At 71.4% G+C, this 22804-nt stretch carries 16 protein-coding genes; 12 read left to right on the top strand and 4 right to left on the bottom strand.

From position 1 onward, the window contains the following. Positions 1-183 precede the first annotated feature (183 nt). The 5 genes from WME96_RS02465 (at position 184) to WME96_RS02445 (ending at position 5672) form a co-directional block, all read left to right on the top strand. The gene (locus tag WME96_RS02465; protein WP_437288580.1) at positions 184-711 is read left to right on the top strand and encodes an ureidoglycolate lyase; all 528 of its coding nucleotides are present in this window, start codon (positions 184-186) and stop codon (positions 709-711) included. A 175-nt stretch (positions 712-886) separates the two neighbouring features. Beyond that, positions 887-1723 carry a TrmH family RNA methyltransferase gene (locus tag WME96_RS02460; RefSeq protein WP_437288579.1) on the top strand — a complete coding sequence of 279 codons (837 nt, stop codon included), beginning with the start codon at positions 887-889 and terminating at the stop codon, positions 1721-1723. Positions 1724-1736: 13 nt separating this feature from the next. After that, entirely contained in the window at positions 1737-2456 is a 720-nt protein-coding gene (locus WME96_RS02455) for a hypothetical protein (RefSeq protein WP_437288578.1), read from the top strand. 299 nt (positions 2457-2755) lie between these two features. Then, positions 2756-5137 (top strand): (Fe-S)-binding protein, encoded by a 2382-nt coding sequence (locus tag WME96_RS02450; RefSeq protein WP_437288577.1) that lies wholly within the window; start codon positions 2756-2758, stop codon positions 5135-5137. Between the two features lie 196 nt (positions 5138-5333). After that, positions 5334-5672, top strand: coding sequence for a hypothetical protein (locus WME96_RS02445; protein WP_437288576.1), 339 nt, complete (start codon positions 5334-5336; stop codon positions 5670-5672). Positions 5673-5766: 94 nt separating this feature from the next. On the opposite strand, the gene WME96_RS02440 is transcribed toward WME96_RS02445, so the two are convergent. After that, the gene (locus tag WME96_RS02440) at positions 5767-8169 is read right to left on the bottom strand and encodes an autotransporter assembly complex protein TamA (protein WP_437292263.1); all 2403 of its coding nucleotides are present in this window, start codon (positions 8167-8169) and stop codon (positions 5767-5769) included. Between the two features lie 226 nt (positions 8170-8395). On the opposite strand from WME96_RS02440, the gene WME96_RS02435 reads away from it, so the two are divergent. The 3 genes from WME96_RS02435 to gspC all read left to right on the top strand — a co-directional run bounded on the left by WME96_RS02435 (position 8396) and on the right by gspC (position 12028). Next, positions 8396-8956 carry a ubiquinol-cytochrome c reductase iron-sulfur subunit gene (locus WME96_RS02435; RefSeq protein ID WP_437288575.1) on the top strand — a complete coding sequence of 187 codons (561 nt, stop codon included), beginning with the start codon at positions 8396-8398 and terminating at the stop codon, positions 8954-8956. After that, entirely contained in the window at positions 8953-10746 is a 1794-nt protein-coding gene (locus tag WME96_RS02430) for a cytochrome b N-terminal domain-containing protein (RefSeq protein WP_437288574.1), read from the top strand. Before WME96_RS02435 ends, WME96_RS02430 begins: the two co-directional genes overlap by 4 nt. 340 nt (positions 10747-11086) lie before the next feature. Further along, complete coding sequence (gene gspC, locus WME96_RS02425; RefSeq protein ID WP_437288573.1) at positions 11087-12028, top strand: type II secretion system protein GspC; 942 nt, start codon at positions 11087-11089, stop codon at positions 12026-12028. Positions 12029-12050: 22 nt separating this feature from the next. Here gspC and WME96_RS02420 read toward each other — a convergent pair whose 3' ends face one another. Then, on the bottom strand, positions 12051-13655 hold the full coding sequence (locus tag WME96_RS02420; RefSeq protein WP_437288572.1) for a serine/threonine-protein kinase: 1605 nt from the start codon (positions 13653-13655) through the stop codon (positions 12051-12053). A 199-nt stretch (positions 13656-13854) separates the two neighbouring features. Then, on the bottom strand, positions 13855-14457 hold the full coding sequence (locus tag WME96_RS02415; protein ID WP_437288571.1) for a hypothetical protein: 603 nt from the start codon (positions 14455-14457) through the stop codon (positions 13855-13857). A gap of 414 nt (positions 14458-14871) precedes the next feature. On the opposite strand from WME96_RS02415, the gene treS reads away from it, so the two are divergent. The 4 genes from treS (at position 14872) to WME96_RS02395 (ending at position 21139) form a co-directional block, all read left to right on the top strand. Continuing rightward, on the top strand, positions 14872-18270 hold the full coding sequence (treS, locus tag WME96_RS02410) for a maltose alpha-D-glucosyltransferase (protein ID WP_437288570.1): 3399 nt from the start codon (positions 14872-14874) through the stop codon (positions 18268-18270). 412 nt (positions 18271-18682) lie between these two features. Then, positions 18683-19564: a hypothetical protein gene (locus WME96_RS02405; protein ID WP_437288569.1), complete on the top strand. Its 882-nt coding sequence runs from the start codon at positions 18683-18685 to the stop codon at positions 19562-19564. Between the two features lie 140 nt (positions 19565-19704). Then, positions 19705-20280, top strand: coding sequence for a hypothetical protein (locus tag WME96_RS02400; protein WP_437288568.1), 576 nt, complete (start codon positions 19705-19707; stop codon positions 20278-20280). A 211-nt stretch (positions 20281-20491) separates the two neighbouring features. Next, on the top strand, positions 20492-21139 hold the full coding sequence (locus WME96_RS02395; protein WP_437288567.1) for a superoxide dismutase family protein: 648 nt from the start codon (positions 20492-20494) through the stop codon (positions 21137-21139). Between the two features lie 93 nt (positions 21140-21232). Here the strand turns inward: WME96_RS02395 and WME96_RS02390 are convergent, their stop codons facing one another. After that, positions 21233-22783 (bottom strand): serine/threonine protein kinase, encoded by a 1551-nt coding sequence (locus WME96_RS02390; RefSeq protein ID WP_437288566.1) that lies wholly within the window; start codon positions 22781-22783, stop codon positions 21233-21235. Positions 22784-22804: the final 21 nt, after the last annotated feature.

The raw sequence follows: 22804 nt of genomic DNA, 5'->3' as shown, positions 1-22804 counted from the left end.
GCTTTCTTTACCGCCCGGGTAAGGCGTGGATTCTCGCCATGCAAGACCGCGGCCTCGTGCCGGCCGCGGGCCCGTTCGGCGTCGGCCGCCGGCGGCGTGGTAGCCTGTCGCGTCGCGCTCGCGCTCTGGCCTCCCCCTGCGCGGGGGCCACAGGCGTGGCGCACCGCCACAGTCGACGGCCCGATGAACCACCGCGCACGCATCGCCGCTCACCCGCTCAGCCCCGCAGCGTATGCGCCCTACGGCGATGTCCTCATGGCCTCACCGCACGGACAGCCAGGCAAGCCGGCCAACCAGGGGACCGCCCTCCGCTTCGACCACCTCGCCGGGATCGAGGACCTCCGTCCCGGGCGCGCCGCGCTGAACGTCTCGGTGTTCCGCTGCGCCCCGCGGACGACGTTCCCGCTCCCGATCGCCCTGCTCGAGAAGCACCCTGGCTCGACGCAGGCGTTCGTGCCGATGACCGCGCGCCGCTACCTCGTCGTGGTCGCCCTGGGCGGCGACCGGCCCGACCTCGGCACGCTCGCCGCCTTCATCGCCCACGGCGCCCAGGGCATCACGTATCGCCCCGGCGTGTGGCACCACCCGATGATCGCGCTCGACGCAGAGACCGACTTCGTCTGCCTGGTCTGGGAAGACGGATCTCCCGGCGACTGCACCGTGGTCGAGTACGACGAGGCCGAGCAGGTCGCGATCGCGATCGACCCCTGATCCCCGGACCTCTCCCGCGTCGCCGCCGGTCCAAGCGGGGCGCGGCGGACGAGGCCAGCGACGCAGGCGGGATCGCGGCGGCTTCCGGGAGCGCTCCCCCCGGGCCCGCGCCGCCCCGCGCGCTGCGCCGCAGCCTCCGGGCGCGCTCCGCGCTATAGAGGCGCCCCGACCCCTCATGCGCCGCTCGACCCCCAACTGCTCGTTCGTCGCGCAGGAGCAGCGAAGGCTGCTCGCCGCGCTCGATGTCCTCGACGTCGCCGCCGTCGCCCGCATCCTCGAGGAGTTCGTCACGAGCGAGCGCAGCGCGCGGCTGCGCGGGGTGATCGCGGCGCGGCTCGACGCGGTCACCGTGGCCATGGACGCGCCGCACGATCCGCACAACGGGGCCGCCGTGCTCCGCTCGTGCGACGCGTTCGGCCTGCAGCGGCTGCACATCATCGAGCGGGCCGAGCCGTTCCTGGTCTCGAACACCGTCTCGCGCGGCTCCGAGCGCTGGGTCGACGTGCACACGCACCCGAGCACCGAGGCCGCGGTGGCCGCCCTCCGCGCCTCCGGGCACGAGCTCGTGGCGACCCACCCGGACGGCGATCTGACCCCGCGCGATCTCTCGAGCATCCCGCGCCTCGCGCTGGTGCTCGGCAACGAGCGCGACGGCATCCGCCCCGACCTCGCCGCCGCCTGCGCCCACGCCGTGCGCGTCCCGATGCGCGGCTTCGCGGAGAGCCTCAACGTGAGCGTCACCGCGGCGATCCTGCTCGAGCACGCGACGAACGGCCGCCCCGGAGACCTGCCCGAGCCCTACAGGATCAGGCTCTACGCCCGCGCGCTGGTGCTCACCGTGCCCCACGCCGCGGAGATCCTGGCCGCGCGCGGCATGCACCTGCCCTCGCCGCTCGGGGGGCCGCCCCCTCCGCCCACGCACCCGCGCGGCCCCAAGCCGCGCCGGACGCCGGCGATGCCCGCGGCCGGAGAGCGCAGCGCCGGCGCCCCCCAGGAGCCCGAAGGTGGGTAGCATGCAGCTCCCCATGCGAAGCCCCGGTCCTCCGCGGCGCGATCGCCGCGCCCGCGGCGCCGCCCCGCCCCCGCCAGCTCCCCGCGGCCTCCGCGCGCGCCTCGCCGCGACCCGCGCGGCGCTCGGCGGCCTGCGCGCGGCGCTCGCCCTCCTCCCGCGCGCGGCGGCCCCGTTCGCCCTGCTGCTCGCGGGCTGCATCGAGGTGCCGCCGCCCCCGCCCAGGCCGCCCCTCGAGCCGAAGGACCTCAAGGTCTCGGAGGGCGTCGGGCTCGAGATCGCCTGCACGCCGACGGGGGTCGAGCTCTGCTTCGACGCGCACGACAACAACTGCAACGGCGTGATCGACGAGGGGTGCGGGCTCCACACCGGGATCCTCCAGTTCACGATCGCCTGGGAGGAGCCCGAGGCCGACGTCGATCTCAACGTCTATGATCCGACGGGAGAGCTCGCCCGCGTCGGGGAGCCGACGGCGAGCGGCCTCATGAAGGACCGCGACTGCCCGCGCGTGAGCGGCGAGTGCCAGGAGCAGAACGTGGAGAACGTGTTCCTCACCGAGGGTGAGCCGGCCCGCGGCCGCTACCGCGTCGTCGTGCGGCTCGACAAGCTGAACGACGCGACCGCCCCCATCCGCGTCCGCCTGAGCGCGCGGATCGGCCAGCGCTCGTACAGCATGGCGCTCGACCTGTCGCCCTCCGCCGCGACCGAGGAGAAGAGCGTCGAGTTCACGCTCTGAGCCTCTGGCGAGGCGCGCCTCCCGCGGTCACAACGCGACCACGCGCCCCTCGCGCAGCCGCCTATCCGCCCTCGCAGGAACCCTACGACGACCGACGGCGACCGCGCGAGACAGGACCCGGGCGCGCGCTCTCCGCGCGCCTCGTGACCGGCGCGCGCTCTCCGCGCGCGCTTCGTGGCCACCGCGCGCTCTCCGCGCGCGTTTCGTGGCGGCCGCGCGGTTGACGTCCGCCGCTCCCCCACCTTAAAAGACATGGCCATTTTGCACCCGGAGATGTCCCGCGAATGAATCCCACGTGGATGCTCACATTGCTCGTCGGCCTCTTCGCCGCCTTTGCGTGGAGCGCCAACCGGCGTTGGCAGCTCCTCAAGGTCGGGCGCGGGGACAACCGTCTCGATCGGATCGCCGAGCGCCTCAAAGGCACCTGGGAGTACGCCTTCCGCCAGCGGAAGATGGGTTACTACCCGCTCGCCGGGCTGGCGCATAAGCTCATCTTCTTCGGATTCCTCGTTCTCCTGCTCCGGACGCTGATCCTCTGGGGCCGCGGCTTCGACCCGGCGTTCGACCTCTGGATCCTGGGGCACGAGCCCGTGCGGCTGCCGGGCATCGGCGCGGTGCCGCTCGGCGGCATCTACGAGTTCGTGAAGGACGTCATGGCGACGCTGGTCGTCGCCGGCGCGCTCGTGTTCATCTACTACCGGGCGATCAAGCGCGAGCGGCGCATGACCCTGTCCGGCGAGGGGCTCCTCATCCTCGGCATCATCCTCACGATGATGGTGAGCGACATGCTCTATGACGGCGCCGCGATGGCGCTGCACCACCGGTGGTCGACGATGGCGTGCGGCCCCGGCGACGCGGCGCTCTGCGAGCGCATCGCCACGGTGACCGCCCCGTTCGCGGGCGTCCCCGCGGACCCGGCGGCGCTCCGCTGGCACCCGTTCCCCGCCCCGGCGGGATCGCTGTTCGGCGTCCTCGTGAGCGGCGCCAGCCCGGGGACGCTCGTCGTCCTCGCGCACATCGGCTTCTGGACGCACGTCACGCTGGTGCTCGTGTTCCTGAACCTGCTGCCGCACTCGAAGCACTTCCACATCATCACGTCGATCCCGAACGTCTTCGCGCGCAACCTCGACCCGCGCGGCCGGCTGCCGCTCGTCGCGGGGAGCGCCGAGGCGATCGGCGAGATGGTCATGAAGGCCGCCGAGGAGCCCGAGAAGGCCGACCCGGTCGGCGTGGGCCGCGTCGAGGACTTCACCTGGAAGGCGATCCTCGACTTCTACACGTGCACCGAGTGCGGCCGCTGCAGCGACAACTGCCCGGCCCACAAGACGGGCAAGATGCTGAGCCCCAAGCAGCTCACGCTCGACCTGCGCGACCACCTGTACGGCCGCGAGACCGAGTTCATCAACAGGCCGGGCGGCCCGAGGGGGCTCGCCGACGGCCACGCGGCCAAGGCGAACGGGCACGCCGGCGACGGGGCGGGAGCGACGGACGGCGAGGGCGCCGGGGCGGCCGACGCGCAGGAGGGCGCCGAGCACGCGGAGCAGGCGTCGCCGGAGAACCCGGTCCCGACCCCCGAGGCCGCGTACAAGCCCGTCGACCTCGTGGCGAACGTCGTCCATCCGGACGTGCTCTGGGCGTGCACGACGTGCCGCGCCTGCGAGGAGCAGTGCCCGGTGATGATCAGCTACGTCGACAAGATCGTCTCCATGCGCCGCCACCTGGTCCTCGTGAAGGGCGAGTTCCCCGCCGAGCTCGGGAACCCGTTCAACGCGATGGAGGTCAACGGCAACCCCTGGAACCTCGCGCGCATCGACCGCGGTAACTGGGCCGAGGGGCTCGAGATCCCCACCATGGCCGAGAAGCCGCAGGCGCCCGTGCTCTACTGGGTCGGCTGCGCGGCGAGCTACGACGACCGCGCGAAGAAGATCGCGCGCGCGACCGCCAGGCTCCTGAAGGCCGCCGGCGTCGACTTCGCGATCCTCGGCCAGGAGGAGACGTGCACCGGCGATCCGGCGCGCCGCGCGGGCAACGAGTACCTCTTCGCGATGCTCGCCGAGCAGAACGCCGCGACCCTGAACGGCTACAAGGAGCAGGGCGGCATCCGGAAGATCGTCACGACCTGCCCCCACTGCTTCAACACGCTCGCCAACGAGTACCCCGACTTCGGAGCGAAGTTCGAGGTCGTGCACCACACCGACTTCCTGCTCGGCCTGGTCGCCGAGAAGAAGCTCGTTCCGAAGAAGCCGGTCCAGGGCAAGGTCGTCTTCCACGACTCCTGCTACCTCGGCCGCTACAACGACGTGTACGAGCAGCCGCGCGACATCCTGAAGAGCATCCCCGGCGTGCAGCTCGTCGAGGCCGAAGGGTGGAACCGGCAGAAGGGCCTCTGCTGTGGCGCCGGCGGCGCGCAGATGTGGATGGAGGAGCAGAACAAGGACCGCGTGAACGTCAAGCGGACCCTGCAGCTCCTCCAGACCGAGGCGAAGACGATCGCGACCGCCTGCCCGTTCTGCCAGACGATGATCACCGACGGCCTCAAGGATCAGTCCAAGGAGGACTCGATCCGCCAGCTCGACGTCGTCGAGCTGCTCGAAGAGAGCTGCGCCCTCGATCGCCCGGCCGGCAGCCGAGCGGCCACCTCGCAAGAGGCCGCTGAAACGGCCGCGTCCGCCGGCGCCTAGACCCCTCAAATTTCCGTTGCCAGCGCACGCGGGATCGCGGCGCCATGAGACCCATGGCGCACAATCCCGCGCGCTTCCCCACATTTACGCCCTGGAGCAAGCCTGACGGAGATCAGGAGCAGCCTTCTCGTGCGTCCCGTCTCGGCCTGAGCTAGATTCGGCCGTGCCGCCGGAGGTGGATGTGATTGAAGGCGCTTTGAAGGGGACTGCGAACCTGGATCCCCGCCCTACGCCGGAGGGGACCGCGAACGCGGATTTCCGGCTCACGGGGACATTGACTCATCCGATCTGCATCTCGGTCGACGCCGTCGCCGACAACGCGCTGCGCGCGCGCCAGGCAGCCTCGGGCGCAACGGAGCTCCGCTGCGACGTGTGCGACACGGCGATCGAGGGGGAGCCGGCCGGGCGCGGCCTGTACATGTGGTCGCGCGGTGAGGAGCTCCGGTTCGAGGAGCCCGCCCTGTGCGGCGGCTGCGCGGTCGCCATCGGAATGACCGCGCTCTCCGCCTGGAACGTCGAGGAAGAAGAGGGCTGAGCCCGCTCCCGCGGCCCGCCGAGAGGCGCGGGCCGCGCCGCCGCCCGGCGGCTTGTGGTCCACCTCAGCACCCCATCATCACGTCAGCGTCACGTCAGAACGCCTCGCCGATCGCCAGGTTCACGGCGATGGGCAGCACGTCGAACAGCGCCTCCGGGACCCGCTCGTCCTCGGGCCAGCCTTCCTCCCCGGGCGTGCACTTGCCGAACACCTGCAGGCACGGGACGCGGTAGCCGACGTCGAAGCGCAGCGGGCCGACCGGCGTGGTGTAGCGCAGCCCGACGCCCGCCGAGAGGTGCGGCCGCTGCGCCCCGGAGCGGAACAGGCTGAGCTCGCGGGTGACGTCGCCCGCGTCGGCGAAGATCACGGTGCCGAAGCTCTCCCCGAGCGGGATGCGGAGCTCGAGGCTCGCCTCCCAGAGCAGCCGGCCCCCGATCGGGACGAGCGGGGCTTCCTCGATGGCCGTGTCCTCCGTCGCTGTAGGAGACGGTACGCGCGCGTGCGGGCCGACCTCGTTGAACCCGTATCCACGGTTGCTCGTGGCGCCGCCGCTGAAGAACCCGCGGAACTGCATGAGCTGGAGGTCGGCCCCGCACCTCGCCCGCTCTTCGTTGCTCGCGCTTGTGTGACACCGGGTCGGGTCAAAGGACGCCTCGCCGTACTGGAGGTCCGGGTTGGTCGGGAACAACCACCCGGTCATCATGCGGAAGCCGAGGGTCCATCTCCTCGATACCGGGAGGTAGGCGCGAAACTCGGGCTGCAGGCGGATATCGCGGGCGTCGTGGAATCGCTTCGCGTTGACGGCGGTCGGGCCGACGAGGGTCTTGGCCAGCGCCGTGTCCGCCGCGAGGTAGCCGGCGAGCTGAGCGTCGAGCGCGACGTAATAGCCGTGGTGAGGGGTGAGCCTGTCGGGCTTCCCCGCCCGGTTGAGGCGGCGATCGTAGGACACGGTCGCCTGGAGGTAAGGGATGAAGATGGTCCCGAAGCCCACCGGCAGCGGCGCCGCGTTGTAGGTGAACGGGCTGTTGAGCTGAACGTTGTAGAGCAGGGAAGCGTTCAGGTCCGACTTCAGAAAAGGCCGCTCCAGGCCGATGGATCCGACGTACTCGCGATAACCAACGATCGAGTGCTCCGACTCCTCCGGAGGGGGATTTGCAGCATTTCCTGACTCCCCCTCTTCCTCTTCGGTCTTGTCCGGCTTGGTGCAGAACTCGCCGGTCTGCGGGCAGTAGAGCTTGAACGAGCCGCGCAGCACCGCGGCCGTGCGCCGCTCGAACGCCCCCGGCTGGCGGAGCTCGGACCGGAGCTGGATCTCCGGCAGGAGGCGGAAGTCGTCCTTCAGCTCGCTGCCGAACAGCGTCGAGAACTCCACCGGATAAAAGACCAGCCCCGGCCGGGCCTCGATGTTGAAGCGGCGCAGGCCGCCGAGGAAGTTGCGGTCCTCCCACCCGGCGACGAGGTGCGCCTCGACGCGCGAGCCGACCTCGGCGCCGCCGCCGAGCCGCACGGCGCGCAGCGCGGCCGGCTCCACGGAGAAGGTCACGGGGACGACCGGGCTCCTCGGCTGCCCGGGCGGCGCGAGCTCGGGCTTCACCGCGACGGCGCCGAACACGCCGAAGTCGGCGAGCGCCTGCTCGGCGTCCGCGAGCACCGCGGTCGAGAACCGCTCGCCCTCCTCGATGCCGATCGCCGTCCGGACGGGCGCCTCCGGGAGCTCCCCGAGCCCCTCCAGGTTCACCTTGCCGAACGTGCACTCGGGGCCGAGCTCGATCGTGTAGCGGACCCGCGCCTCGTTCTTCACGAGGTCCACGTCGACGTGCCCCTCGACGGTCGCGTAGGCGAAGCCGCGATCGGTGAGGACCCGCAGCAGCGACTTCTTGAGCCCCTCGTACTCGTCCTCGTCCAGGCGCTCGCCGATCTTGAGCTGGTTCTTCGCCTCGGTCACCGGCCGGGCGATGTCCCTCCCCTTCTCCAGCGTCCAGTCCCGCCACTGGAGATCCACGGAAGCGACCTTCACCGGATCTCCCTCGGAGACGACGATGCGCACCTGGACGCGCCCCTCCTTGCCGGGGCCGCCCGTGCGCTGCACCCGCGCCGCGCGCGCCCGCGCGTTGTAGAACCCGCGCGCACGCAAATACCGCTCGATGCGGGCCATGTCCCGCTCGAGGACGAACCGGTCGAACCGCTCGTACTCGACCGTGAGCGCGTCCCAGATGCTCAGGATCGGCACGCGCTCGAACGCGCCGCCGAGCAGGTGCGAGCTCTCGGCCGTCGCGATGCGCTCGGCGAGCTCATCGCCGCTGATCACCTCGCCGCCCTCGAAGGAGACGTCCTCGATGGCGCACCCGCTGAGGTCCGGGCGCGTGCACGCCGGCGGCTGCCGCGCGGCGCAGGCGGACGCCCCGAGCGCGGCGGAGACGACGAGCGCCCCGGCGACGGATCGCGCGAGCGGGGCCTGGACACCTGAAAGGTAACTTTCGGTTGTGCCGGCGGCGATGCGATCGCCCCGGTGTGCGCGATGGCGAGGATTCAACGTTACGCCTGTGTTTTCGATATGCTGCCGTCCGCTCCGTCCGTCGAGGGCCCACTCCGAGTCTGAGTGGGCCCTCGGAGAGCGGCGCGAGCGAGGGAGAGCCTACGAGATGGCAGAGCCGACGCAAAAGGAACCTGGTGCCGGTGGGTACCTCGGATATGGATTGCCGCACGAACCTGGGGCGCCCGGAGTGCCCGCGAGCGCCGGCGCGCCGATCGGAGCCCCGCCCCCCGAGGAGCGGCGCGGCGCCCTGAAGGCCCTCGTGGCGATCGGCGGCCTGGCCTACGCGGGCGCGCTCGCCGCCCCGGCCGCGAGCTTCCTCAGCGGCTCCGCCGCCGGCAACGCGGGCTCGGCAAGCGGGCGCGAGCGCTGGGTCCGGGTCGGGCGCCTCGCGGACCTGCCGCCGGACGAGCCGCGCCGCCTCAAGGTGGTCGGCGAGGAGCGCGACGCCTTCACGGTCGCGAAGGATCAGATGCTCGGCGCGATCTGGGTCATCCGCGAGGGCGAGAAGATCCGCGCGATGAGCGCAACGTGCCCGCACCTCGGCTGCGGCATCGAGCTCAACGACGACAAGAAGAGCTTCAACTGCCCGTGCCATGCGTCGCGCTTCGCCCTGTCGGGCGTGCCGGAGACGGGTCCGTCCCCGCGGGCCATGGATGCGCTCGCCACGCGCGTCGTGGACGGCTGGGTCGAGGTTGATTTCCGGCGCTACCGTGACGGGACCGCCGAGCTCCAGGAGATCGCAGGGTGAGCCTCGGCGACTGGCTGAACGAACGCATCGGGCACCGCGAGCCGATCCGCCGCCTGCTCGACGAGCCGATCCCCGGCGGCGCGCGCATCGGTTACGTCTGGGGAGGCGCGCTCGCGCTGCTGCTGCTGGTCGAGGTCGTCACGGGCGCGCTGCTCATGTCGGCGTACGCGCCGAGCGCGACCACGGCGTGGGCGAGCGTCGCGCACATCAACTTCACCCTGCGCGCCGGCTGGCTCATCCGGGGCCTCCACTACTTCGGGGCGCAGGCGCTGATCATCCTGATCGCGATCCACGTGGGGCAGATCGTGATCCACGGGGCGTACCGCGCGCCGCGCGAGGTCAACTGGTTCCTGAAGCTCGGCCTGCTCGGGGTGATCCTCGGGTTCGCCTTCTCGGGCAACCCGCTCCCGTGGGACCAGGACGGTTACTGGGGGGCGCGCGTCGAGACGGGCATCATGGGCGCGGTCCCCGTCGTCGGGCCGTTCACGCAGGAGCTCATCGTCGGCGGGGCGTCGCTCGGCCACCTGACCGTGACGCGGCTCTACAGCCTGCACGTCTTCGTGCTGCCCGCGGTCATGGCCTTGCTGCTCGCCGCGAGCTTCGCGCTGTTCCGCAAGCACGGCTTCGGCGCGCCGCACGGCGCCGATCTCCGGAAGGCGGACCGGTTCTACCCGAAGCAGCTCGGCATGATCCTGCTGGCCGCGGCGCTCGTGCTGGTCGTCATCTTCGATCTCGCGGCCATCGAGCACGGCGCCCCGCTGGAGGCGCCCGCGGACCCGGTCAGCGACTACAACGCGCGCCCGGCGTGGTACTTCCGCCCGCTCTTCGAGCTGCGCAAGTTCTTCCCCGGCAAGCTGGAGCTCATCGCGACCGTCGGCGTGCCGGGCGTGATCGGGCTGTACCTCGCGCTGCTCCCGTTCATCGACCGGAAGCCCGGCCCGCTCCGCGCCCGCCTGCCGGCGCTCGCGCCGCTGTTCCTGATCGGCCTCGGGGCCGTCGGCCTCCTCGGCAAGTCGATCGCGACCGACGCGAAGGACGAGGGCTACCAGCGCTCGCAGGCGCAGAACGCCGAGCGGACCGCGCGCGCGATGGCGCTGTTCAAGCAGGGCGTCCCGCCCGAGGGCGCGCTCGCGATGCTCCGGAACGATCCGGAGACGCGCGGCGAGGACCTCTACAAGAAAGAGTGCGCGAGCTGCCACCGGCTGAACGATCTCGGGCCGCCCAAGGAGAAGCAGACGGCGCCGGACCTCACCGGGTTCGGGACGAAGGCGTGGGCGCTCGAGGTGCTGAGGGACCCGGACGCCGACCACCTCTTCGGCAAGACGGCGTTCAAGGAGATGATGCCGTCGGTGTCGAAGCCGCCCGCGGACCCCGAGGCGGCGAAGGTGTTCACGCCGATGAGCGAGGCCGACCAGGAGACGATCGCCGCGTTCCTGGAGGCGCAGGCGCGCGGGGAGCCCGCCGCCGGGACGCAGGGCGAGAAGCTGGTCCGGCAGCGGTGCACGAGCTGCCACCGGCTCGACGGCAAGACCGACGACGACGAGTCGGCCGCGCCCGAGCTCCGCGGCTGGGCCTCGGTCGCGTGGATCGAGGCGCAGATCACGAACCCCGGCAGCGGCAAGGCCTACCCGCCGGCGGCCATGTCGAAGGACCTCGAGGGCCACATGCCGGCGTTCGAGGACAAGATCTCCGCGAACGACCGGAAGCTCCTCGCCGCCTGGGTGTACCGCCGCGCGCGCGGGGAGTCCGCGAAGACGGCCGCCGCCAAGGCGCCCGAGAAGAAGCCCTGAGCGCGCCGCTCGCGGGGCGGCGCCGTCGCCGTCCCGGGCCTTCCTCCTCCTCCTCCTCGTCGTCTCGAACAGCTCCTCGATGAACGTCGGCGCGGCGCGCGACGCCGCGCGCTGATCCGTTCGGGTCAAGGCGCGCGCCGGCGTGCGCCCGCGCGGGGCGGCGCGCGGCGCACGCCAGCGCGCGCGCGCCGGGCACGCGCGGTGCTGCTCGGCCCGAGGGAGCGAGCCAGTGGCGACATCGTGCACGGTCGTCTCACGCCGGCGTGCGCGCGGCGCTCGCCTCGAGGACGACAGCGCGCGCGTCCCAGAAAGAGCAGGACCGGTGGACCTGGATGCGGCTGTGAAGCATCACTTCCCGTGGATCGCGGGCACGATGATCGCGTCCGCCTTCTATTTTCAGGCGGCCGGGGTCTCGCGCCTGGTCGGGAGCGAGATCATCCCGGACAGAGACGGAAGGAGCGCTCCCGCGCCGCCTGTCCCCCGCCGGGCGCCGCGCGACGGCCTGCATGCGACGAGCGCCGAAGCGATCCTGCAGCGCAACCCGTTCGACTCGGCGACAGGGCCGCTCCTCCCGCGGCCGGGCGGCGCTCCCGACGCACGCGCGCCCGACGATGCGAGGAGGAGCGACGATCCGTGGAGCGACCCGATCTGCGAGGCCGGGCGCGTGGTGCTCATCGCGGCGTCCGACGACGCCGCGTGGTCGTTCGCGGCGATCGAGGGCCCCGACGGGCGGGCGCAGCTCCAGCGGCTCGGCGGCCCCACGCCGGGAGGCACGCTCGCGCGCATCGCCTGGGACCGCGTCTGGCTCACCGCGGGCGGCGCGCGCTGTCAGATGCGGCTCGGCAAAGCCAGGGCCGAGGAGGCGCCGGAGCCGCGGCCCCGGCCGCAGGCGAGGCCGGTCGGCGGCGACGCCAGCCTGAGCGCGATCCCGCCCGAGATCGCCGCGCGCATCCAGCGCGTGAGCGCGACGGAGATCCACGTCGACCGGGCGACGGTCGACCGGATCCTCGAGCAGCAGGCGCTCCTGACGCGCTCCGCCGGGGTGACCCCGGAGCGGCGGGGAGGCCAGATCGTCGGGCTGAAGCTCAGGCTCAGGCGCGGCTCGCCGCTCGAGACGCTCGGGCTGGAGACCGGGGACTCGCTGCGGTCGATCAACGGGCTCGACGTCACCGACCCGCACAAGGCGCTGGAGGCCTACGCGCGGCTCCGGACCGCGAGCCACCTGTCCATCGCGATCGAGCGCGGCGGCCAGCTCATGACCATCGACGTCGACGTCCGCTGACGGCGCGGCGCCGGCGCGGGGCTCAGCCGAACGCGTCGACGGCCGCCCTGGCCGGGCGGTTCGCGAGCGACGGCGGCGCGACCGCCGACTCCCACCACGCCGCCGCGTGCCGCTCGGTCCACGCGACGTCCATGCCCAGCGCGGCGAGCCGCTCGGACAGCTCGCGCGCCGACTGCGGCCGCTTCGCCGGGTCCTTCTCGAGGCAGTCGAGCACGAGGCGGTCGAGCGCCGGCGGGATGGCGCGCGCCGCCCGCTTCGACGGCGCGACGGGCGCCTCGGTCGCGTGGAGCAGCACGGTCTTCATGGCCGTGTCGGCCTCGAACACGAGCGCGCCCGTGAGCAGCCAGTAGGCGACGCACCCGAGCGCGTAGATGTCAGTCCGGCCGTCGATCGGACGGTCGCCGACCACGACCTCCGGCGCCATGAACGCGGGCGTCCCGGTGATCGCGTTGTCCGCCGTCAGCGTCGAGGGGGCCGCGTCCTTCCGGCGCTCGGCCACCAGCCCGAAGTCGAGCACCTTCAGGAAGTCGAGATCCGCGCCGTATCGGCACAGAAAGAGGTTCGCCGGCTTGATGTCGCGGTGCACGAGGAAGGCCTTGTGCGCCTCGTGGAGCGAGTGGCAGGCCTGGCGGAGCAGGTGGACCACCCGCGCGGGCGGCTGCGGGCCGTCCAGCTTGACGAGCGTGTCGAGGTCCATGCCCTCGAGCAGCTCCATCACGTAGTAGAACGACCCGTCCCGGGCGACGCCGAAGTCGAAGATGCCGATCGTGTGCGGCGACCGGAGCGCCGCGGTCGCCTGCGCCTCGCGCTCGAACCGCAGCTTCGCGGTGCTGTAGCTCGCCGCCCCGCCCTCGAACGCCTCCGGGCGGATCAGCTTCACGGCCGCCGGGCGCGCGAGCATCCGGTGTTTCGCCCGCCACACCTCGCCCATGCCGCCGCCGCCGAGCCGCTCGACGAGCCGGTAGCTGCCGAGCTCCCGCGCCGCGTCGAGCTTGCGCCCGAGCCCGAAGACGACGCGCGACACGAGCACCGAGAGCGCCAGGGCGATGACGCTCGGGAAGAAGCGGCGGAGCATCGCGTCGCGCGAGGGCAGCTCCATGAACCCCGACCGGACGAGCACCCACAGGAACGCCGGCTCGGTGAGGATCGCCAGCGTCGAGGTGAGCAGCGTGCGCACGCTCGGGGCCGGGACGACGATGGGGAACATCAGCACCCAGATGGCCACCGGCGACCAGCCCGGCAGCATCGGCCCCTCCGGCCACGGCTGCGCGTTCGTGGCCACGGCGAGCGAGGCGGCGCCCAGGATCTTGTAGGCGAACGAGAGGTCGACGATCCGCGGCGGCGGGAGGAGCCTCCTCCGCGCGACGACGAAGAGCGCGGCCGAGACGAGCATGAACGGCAGGTAGACCGCGAAGCGGATCGCGTGGGGGCCGAGCCGGAGGCTCGGGAAGAGCTCCGACACGATGAAGCCAAAGGCGCCCACGACGAGGGTGCAGAGCGACATCCACGCGACGCGCCGCACCGCCTGCTCCTCGAGGTCCGGCGGGAGCCGGGGCGACAACCACGCGAAGCGCGACGGCAAGCACGCGCTGCTGGCCTCGGGGCCGAGGAAGATCGTCTCGCTCATGGCATTGCGCGCGGCGCCAGGCCGCGTTCGCCTGCCTTTAGGGGAGGAGGCAGGCGGCGGGAACAGGAAGCTTCGCGCGCGGCACGGAGCCATCGTCGTCGCTCCCGCGCGCGCCGCGGCGCCGCCGCGCGCATCACGGCGCCGTCGTCGCTCCCGCGCGCCACGGCGCCGCCGCGCGCGGGAGCAGGTTGACGCAGGTTTACTTGGAGAAGACCTGCGCGGCCGCGATGCCCGCGCCCTTCGTCGCCTTGAGGATCACCTTGCCCGGGCCGCCGATCGGCAGCGGGTTCTTCCAGCAGCCGGAGGCCTTGCCGCCGAGCGTCGCCGCGGCGCCGGTGGTGCTGTCCTGCGCGAGCACGACGGGCGGCAGCGCGGGCGCCGGCTGCGAGACGAGCTGGATGTCGAGCTCCTGGACCCCGATGCCGATGCCGACGACCGTGTAGCACTTGCCAGGCGAGATGTTGATGTCCTGCTCGAGCGTCTGGCCCTCCTGGAACTGTCCTGCGAACGGCCCGCCGTCCGCCTTCATCCCCGGGGCCTCGGTCGTGCCCATCCCCTGGAGGATCGGCGTGGCGGCCACCGCGGCGACCGGCGGGACCGGCGTGGCGGCGGTGCCAGCGGGCGCGGCGGTGGCCGTGGTCGTGGGCATCGCGGTCGCGGTCGTGGTCGGCATGGCCGCGGCGCACCACTGGCCGGGCGGGCACGGGTTGGTCGGGTCCGTCGTCGGCTCGGGCGTCGACGAGCACGCGAGCGCTCCGAGCGCGGCGAGGCAGAGCGGGAGTACGTGGAAGACACGCATCATGAGAATGCTCCTTCGATGGGCATGAGCTCGCCCGATCAGAGAACGAGGTGCCAGCGCTTCTTACACCGGCTGCGGTTCGACGTGTGGGCCGAGCTCACGAAGCAGCGATCTCGACAGCGCAGGGCATCGCTGAGGCCGCCGGCGGCGGCCGCCGCGCCGCTTTGCGCCCCGCGCCTTACGTGCTATCCGAGGTCGGGCCAGCGCGGTCTTGCAATTCCAAGTAGTTAAACTATACACGTGATCCGCGTCACCTGCGTGGGACGGCAGTGCGCGCCCAGTGGTGGACCTCCCAGCGTGCGTTGCCTCCTGGCCTCTCCTGGCTCGGCGGCGGCGCGCGTCGCCTGAGGTCTGTACCGCTGTGTCCTTTGCGCCCGGCGTCGTCAGCGCGGACAGCGCGCATCCGTCGGAGCAGCCATGAGCCAGGATCAGAAGCCCCCTCCCGCTGAAGGCAACGCCCTCTGGTACAAGGACGCGGTCATCTACGAGCTCCATGTCCGCGCGTTCAGCGACTCGAACGCCGACGGCATCGGCGACTTCGAGGGGCTGATTGAGAAGCTAGATTACCTTCAAGATCTGGGCGTCACCGCGATCTGGCTCCTGCCCTTTTACCCCTCGCCGCTGCGCGACGGCGGATACGACATCGCGGACTACACCAACATCAACCCCTCTTACGGCACCCGGCGCGAGTTCGCCCGACTGCTGCGCGAGGCGCACCGCCGCGACATCCGCGTCATCACCGAGCTCGTCCTGAACCACACCTCGAACGAGCATGAGTGGTTCCAGCGGGCGCGGACCTCCCCCAAGGGCTCGCGCTGGCGCGACTTCTACGTGTGGAGCGACACGCCCCACCGCTACAAGGACGCCCGGATCATCTTCAAGGATTTCGAGACGTCGAACTGGGCGTGGGACCCGGTGGCCAACGCCTATTACTGGCACCGCTTCTACTCCCACCAGCCCGACCTCAACTTCGAGAACCCGGACGTGCACGCGGCCGTGTTCAAGGTGGTCGACTTCTGGCTCGAGATGGGCGTGGACGGGCTCCGGCTCGACGCCGTGCCGTACCTCTACGAGCGCGACGGGACGAACTGCGAGAACCTGCCGGAGACGCACGAGTTCCTGCAGAAGCTCAGGCGCCACATCGACGCGAATTTCTCCGATCGCATGCTCCTCGCCGAGGCCAACCAGTGGCCCGCCGACGCCGCCGCGTACTTCGGCAACGGCGACGAGTGCCACATGAACTTCCACTTCCCGCTCATGCCCCGGATGTTCATGGCGGTGGAGCTCGAGGACAGCTTCCCGATCGTGAACATCCTGAAGCAGACGCCCGTGGTCCACGAGAGCTGTCAGTGGGCGACGTTCCTCCGGAACCACGACGAGCTCACGCTCGAGATGGTGACCGACGAGGACCGGGACTACATGTACCGCGTCTACGCGCAGGAGCACACCGCGCGCATCAACCTGGGCATCCGCCGCCGGCTCGCCCCGCTCATGAAGACGCGGCGTAGGATCGAGCTGATGAACGCGCTGCTCTTCTCGCTGCCGGGGACGCCCGTCCTCTACTACGGCGACGAGATCGGGATGGGCGACAACATCTATCTCGGCGACCGCGACGGCGTGCGCACGCCGATGCAGTGGAGCGCCGATCGGAACGCCGGCTTCTCCAGGGCGAACCCGCAGAAGCTGTACCTGCCGATCATCATCGATCCCGAGTACCACTACGAGGCGATCAACGTCGAGGCGCAGCAGCAGAACCCTGCGTCGCTCCTCTGGTGGATGAAGCGGCTCATCACCCTGCGCAAGCAGCACAAGGTGCTCGGCCGCGGGACGATCGAGTTCCTGCACCCGGACAACAGCAAGGTGCTCGCGTTCGTCCGCGCGTACGGGGACGAGCGGCTCCTCGTCGTGGCGAACCTCTCGCGCTACGCGCAGCACGTCGAGCTCGATCTCACGCGCTTCGAGGGCATGGTGCCCGTCGAGCTGTTCGGCAGGAGCCGCTTCCCGGAGATCACGAGCAGCCGCTGCTACCCCCTGTCGCTCGGGCCGCACGACTTCTTCTGGTTCGCGCTGGAGCCGGCGGTGCCGGCGGCGACCGCGGGCGAGGGCCAGGCGGCGCCCGCGATCTCGACGAAGGGCGCGTGGCAGGCGCTCCTCTCCCCCGAGGGCCGCAGGGCGCTCGAGCCGGCGATCGGCAAGTACATCTCGGCGCGCCGCTGGTTCCGCGGCAAGGCGCGCACCCGGCGCTCGACGACGCTCGCGGACGTGATCCCGATGGCGCGCGACGCGCAGGGGGTGGCGCAGCACTTCATCCTGCTCGTGCGCGTCGAGTACACGGACGGCTCTCCGGAGACGTACGTCGTGCCGGTCGGCTTCGCGACCGGCGATCGCGCGCGGGAGATCACGACGCGCACGCGCCACGCGGTGATCGCGGACGTCACGGTGCGCGATCCGGACCCGGAGAGCGCGGCCGCGCCCGAGGGCGTCCTGTACGACGCGCTCGCGACCCCGGAGTTCGCCGCGCTGGTCCTCGCCGCGATCCGGTCGCAGGGCGTCGCGACCGGCGCCGCCGGCGAGCTCCACGCGCTGCCGCTCGGGACGACCCTCGAGGCGCTCGGTGCCGAGGGAGAGCTCCCGGCGCGCATCGCCGAGAGCGAGCAGAGCAACACGACCATCATTTACGGCGACAAGCTGCTCCTCAAGATCTTCCGTCAGGTCGAGGAGGGCATCAACCCGGAGCTCGAGATCGGCCGGTTCCTGACGGAGCACCAGTTCCCGGCCACGCCGCGGCTCGCCGGGGCGATCGACTACCAGGCCCGCGGTCGCGAGGCGACCACGGTGGCGATGCTCCAGGAGTATGTGCAGAGCCAGAGCGACGCGTGGACGAGCACGCTCGAGGCGCTGAACCGCTTCTTCGAGCGGGTGCTCGCCGACGAGGAGTCGGTGAAGGGCGGCGCGCCGCCGATGCCCGCCGGCACGCTGGTCGACGCGTCGCGCGCGGCGCCGCCGCCGATCGTGAACCAGCTCATGGGCACCGAGCTCGTGAGGATGCGGCTGCTCGGCGAGCGCACCGCGCAGCTCCACCTCACGCTCGGCAAGCAGAGCAAGGACCCCTCGTTCGGACAGCAGGCGTTCACGACGCTGCACCAGCAGTCGATCTTCCAGTCGGCGCACGGCATGCTCGCGCGCACCTTCGCGCTGCTGAGGAAGCGCGAGCGCTCGCTCCCCGAGAACGTGCGGGAGCAGGTGTCGGCGATGCTGCAGCGCGAGGCCGAGATCAACGCGAAGCTCCAGCAGATCGTGTCGAGGAAGTTCGACGTCACCCGCATCCGGACGCACGGCGACTTCCACCTCGGCCAGGTGCTCTCGACGGGCGACGACTTCATCCTGATCGATTTCGAGGGCGAGCCGGCGAGGCCGCTGAGCGAGCGCCGCTACAAGCGCGGCCCGCTCCGGGACGTGTCCGGGATGCTGCGCTCGTTCGACTACGCCGGCGCCTCGGCGCTCCGGGACGCTCGCCTCCGGCCGGAGGACGTCGCCGTCCTCAAGCCGTGGACCGAGGCCTGGGTGGCCTGGGTCTCCGCGAGCTACCTCGCGGGATACATGGAAACGATCGCGCGCGCCCAGGCGACCGCCGAGGCGCGGACCGACGAGACGGCGCCGTACGTGCCCGCGAGCGACGCCGACACGGTGCTCCTGCTCGACTTCTACATGCTCGAGAAGTGCATCTACGAGCTCGGCTACGAGCTCAACAACCGGCCTGAATGGCTGGACATCCCGCTGCGCGGGCTGGAGCAGCTGATTACGCCCAAGGCGTAATCGTGCGCTCCTCCGCTCCCCTTCCCTGACCAGAACTGTCTCAGGCGCCTCCCAACGCGTGGGGCGCGCCTGAGGCGTGGCGTTCGCGGAGACCTGCCGGCGCCGCTTCCCTCCGTCGGCGCGGCGGCGCGGCGTTGCGGCTGCGCAGGCCTCGGCCCGTGAACAGAGGAGATCCCTGGCGTGGCGCATTGGCCCGCTCGGCAGACGAAGAGTCGAGTCGTCCGGCGGCCACGTCTGGTAGGCTATCGGCCTGCGCCGCCGAAGAGAGCCCCGGGAGCGCGGTTGACCTGAACCTCGGGCCAGGAGGTCCTACCCAGTGAGCAGGAGTTCGCACCTAGGCCTGGGAGTATGCATTACCGTCGCTCTTCTCATTTTCTCATCCATCGGTCGCGCCGAGCCCACAAAAGGGCCCGTGGACGACGCGGTGACCCGCCTGCGCGTCCAGGCGAACGCCGCGCAGGCGGAGGGCCGCTTCGCGGAGTCCCGCGAGCTGTGGCAGGCGATATGGAGGATGGAGCGCTCGCAGGTCGCTGCCTGCAACATCGGGGCGCTCTCTTACCGGATCGGCGATGCGCCCGCTGCCGTGCGCTGGCTGTCGCTGTGCAAGGAGATCATGCGGCCGCCGAGCACGCCGGAGGAGCGCGAGCTGTACGAGTCGCGGCTGTTCGACCTGGCCCGCGCGCGGCAGCTCGTGGGCGAGATCCGCCTCATCGTCCCCGCCGGGGCGTCCTGCACCATCGACGGCGAGCAGGTCACGGTCGAGCGCGACAAGCTCATCCCCGTCAACCCGGGACACCACTCCATCGCCGCGACGCTGAACGGCGCCGCCGCCGTGCGGGTCGACATCGATGTTCGCCGCGGAGAGGTCCGCGAGGTGCGGCTCGATCTGACGGTCCCGGCGCTCAAACCCACGGCGACGAGGGGCCCGGCGCCGGCGAGCGCGCCGCCCAGCTCGGGGCTGCGGACCGGCCTCATCGCCGGGGGCATCGCGGGCTCGGCGCTCTTCCTGGCGCTCGGCGGCGTGCTGATGGTCGTGGCGCACGACGCGGAAGTGAACCGGGACGAGACCGCGCGGAGCGTCGGGGGCAACAACTGCCTTCGCCTCATCGCGCCGGAATGCCAGAAGGCCGCCGACTACGAGAACACGATGTTCACGGCGCGCGACCTCGGCACGGCCAGCTTCATCACGGGCGGCCTGCTCGCAGCCGGCACGCTCGGCTTCGCGCTCTTCACGCAGCAACGCGCCGAGATCACGGCGTCCGCCAGCGGCATCGCGGTGCGGGGGGTGTGGTGATCGCCCCGGATCGCGGGGGCATGGCGGCGACCGCCCGGCGGAAGCCGAGGTTGCGCGGTCGCGATGAGCCGAGCTGAAGGGCCGAGATCGGCCGCTGGACGGCCCGGGCGACGCCGTTATCCTGGAGCGCCGGAGGGGCGATGATCCGGCTGGAGCTCGCAGGCGCGCACACGAGGGTGCACTCGACGTTGTGCGGCGCCTGCCCGCAGGGGCCGACCGGCTGCTGCGCCAGCCCGCCAGGGGTCGAGTGGTCGGACATCGGGAGGATCGTGTCGCTGGGCGGCGCAGGCTGGTTGTTCGAGCAGATGGCCGTCGGCAGCCTGCGCCCTGGCCAGCGCGGCTTGCTCATGCTCCGCGTGGAGCCCCGGGACAGCGACGGTCGTGCGCTCCCGAAGAGGTGCGCTTTTCACGGTCACGAGGGCTGCACCATCCCGCCGCAGCGGCGCGCGGCGACATGCAATTACTACGTCTGCGACGACGCGTTCACGCACGGCGGCGAGCCCAGCGGCGATCCTGACGCGCTGGCGGGCCGCAGGGCGCAGGACGCGCTCGTGGATCTCTACGGGAAATGGGATCTCGAGCTCGCCGCCCGCATCCGTGAGGGCTGGCCTGACGGCCCTCCGTGGAATCAGGATTTCCTTGAATGGCTTGGTCGAGAATACGAGCGCCTCGCCTCCAGGGCAGCGTCGACCGCTCCGGCGCTCAAGCCTCGATAGCCCTGCACGGCGCGCGAGGCGCCGCGCGCAGCAGCCCTCATTGTCGAGCGTAATCGGATTCGCACCACCGGCTCGACGCTGCGGGTGTGTTTTTTGTTGCGGAGCTGTTTGGATACACGCCGTCTTGGGACATACTCCTGCGCTCGATGACCTGGCCGCGTCCAGCGGGCAACTGCGTGCCCGCTCGGGTCGCGCCGAGGAAAGGAGACTCATGTCACGGTGGTTGAAGCTCTCGTTGGTCGCCCTTGGCGCCAGCGCTCTCTTGACGGCGTGCGGAGACGACGGCGAGTCGCCCGCTGGATCCAGCACCACCAGCACCTCGTCCGCGAGCGGCTCAGGGACCGGCGGCGGTGATGCCTCCACGAGCGCGTCGGGGACCGGCGGCGGCGACGGTGGAGGCGGGAACGGCGGCGACGGTGGAGGCGGGAACGGCGGCGACGGTGGAGGCGGGAACGGCGGCGGCGCCTCCGCGCGCGCCGAGGCGGCGCTCGAGGCGACGAGCTCGAGCGAGCTGGAGGGGACTGCGACGTTCACGCAGAACGGAGACGAGGTGACGCTCACCATCACGGTGTCCGGCTGCCCTGAAGGCGAGCACTCCGCTCATCTGCACGAGAACAAGAGCTGTGAGGACAACGCTGACGCCGCGGGCGGCCACTGGATCCCCAACGGGGAGGGGCTCGGCAGCTTCACGTGTGATGCGAGCGGCGAGGGCACGCACACGGTCACGCGCGGCACCGACGTCTGGACCGTGGGCGACGGCGCCAGCACCGACGTGACGAAGTACTCGATCGTCGTTCACGCCGCGGCCGATCCGAGCGCGGGCGGCCGCATCGGCTGCGGTCTCATCGAGCTGGAGTAACCCTCCGCACGGCATCCGCGCGCCCCGTCCGAGCCTCGGCGGGGCGCGGCCACTCCCCCGGCTCGGGTCCGGTCGCGACGCTGGTCCGACGGGCTAGCGAGACGTCGCGCCCGGCGTGATCTCCTGGGGTCGGAGCGAGACCGTGCGCTCGACGACGTCCGACGCGGCGAGCTGCAGGAACAGCGACTCGTCGAAGGACCCGGCCCTCGACACCACGACGACCTGCATCCCCGTGGGAAGCTCGATGCTGAGCGGCGTCTTGCCGAGCTCCGTCCCGTTCCACGTGACCTTCGCGTCGGACGGCTCGCTCTTGATCGTGACCTTGGCCTTCGGGCCAGCGCTCTCGAGAGGGGCCGACGTCGTCGGAGGAGCCCACTCCTTCGTCGTGGGCGCGACGTCCGACGCGTGCACCGAGCCGTCCAGCAGCGTGCCCCGCTGCACCATCGCGACGGCCCCCGCGGCCAGCAGCGCCGCCGCGCCGAGCGCGGTGAACAGGTACCCGCGCTGCCGCCAGGGCGAGGGGCGTCCCACCGTCGCGCCCAGGCTGTCGGGATCGGCCGCCGGCGGCTCGTGCTGAGGCAGACCAGGGGTGCTGTGCTCGGTGAGGACCGGCAGCCCGGTCGCAGAGGGCCACATCGAGCGGTTCATCCCCATGACCATCGACGCGCGAGGGAAATCGCTGATCATGGAGGCGCGCTGGATGTCGCCGGTGACGTCCAGCGAGCTCAGGTACTCGAACTGCGCGGTCACCTGCTGGCGCACGAGCGCCCTGCTCTCCGCGAACATCTCGAGCACGTACGCGCCGAGCTGCTCCTTCCGGACGTCCTCGCCCGAGACCAGGAGGTAGCTCTCCAGCGCGTCACCCATCTCCTGCGCGGTCGCGAACCGCCGCGCGGGGTCGCGCTGGAGCGCCTTCGCCACGATCTCGTCGAGCGCCGGGTCGATGTCCGGCACCACCGTGGAGAGCCGCGGGATGTCCCGCGTGAGGAGCTGGTGCATCACGGCGACGTGATCGCCATCGAACAGCCGGCGCATCGCCAGGAGCTCCCAGAGCACGATGCCAATCGCGAAGATATCGGCCCGCCGGTCGACGTCCTCGCTCGCCATCGCCTGCTCGGGCGCGGCGTACGCCATCTTGCCTTTGAAGGTGCCGTTCTCGGTGTGCGCCGCGTTGAGCGACGCCTTCGCGACGCCGAAATCGACGATCTTCACCGCACCGTCGTACGTGACGAAGATGTTGTGCGGCGAGACGTCGCGATGGACGATGCCGAGCAGCCGGCCGTCGAAATCCGTGAGCTCGTGCGCGTAATGCAGGCCGCGCAGCGTCTCGGCGATGACCCGGACCCACGCCGTGCGTGTGAAGTTGCTGGCGCCGGCACAGCCGCTCACGACCGCCCGCACGATGTCCTTGAGCGGCTGGCCCTCCAGGTACTCCATGACGATGAAGTACCCGCCGCTCTCGCCGCCGATCTCGTAGGTCTGGATGACGTTCGGGTGGTTGAGCCGCGCCGACAGCTTCGCCTCGTCCAGGAACATCAGGACGTAGCGCGGGTCCTCCGCCATGCCGACGCGGAGGCACTTCACGACAACGAGCTTGTTGAACGACCCGGGCCCGCGGGAAACGGCGAGGAACACGTCCGCCATTCCACCGCGACCTAATTTTGC

Source organism: Sorangium sp. So ce406, assembly GCF_051474675.1.
GTDB lineage: Bacteria > Myxococcota_A > Polyangia > Polyangiales > Polyangiaceae > Sorangium > Sorangium cellulosum_G.
Note: the sequence above shows the minus strand (reverse complement) of the source record. Positions and strands in the feature narration are given on the sequence as shown.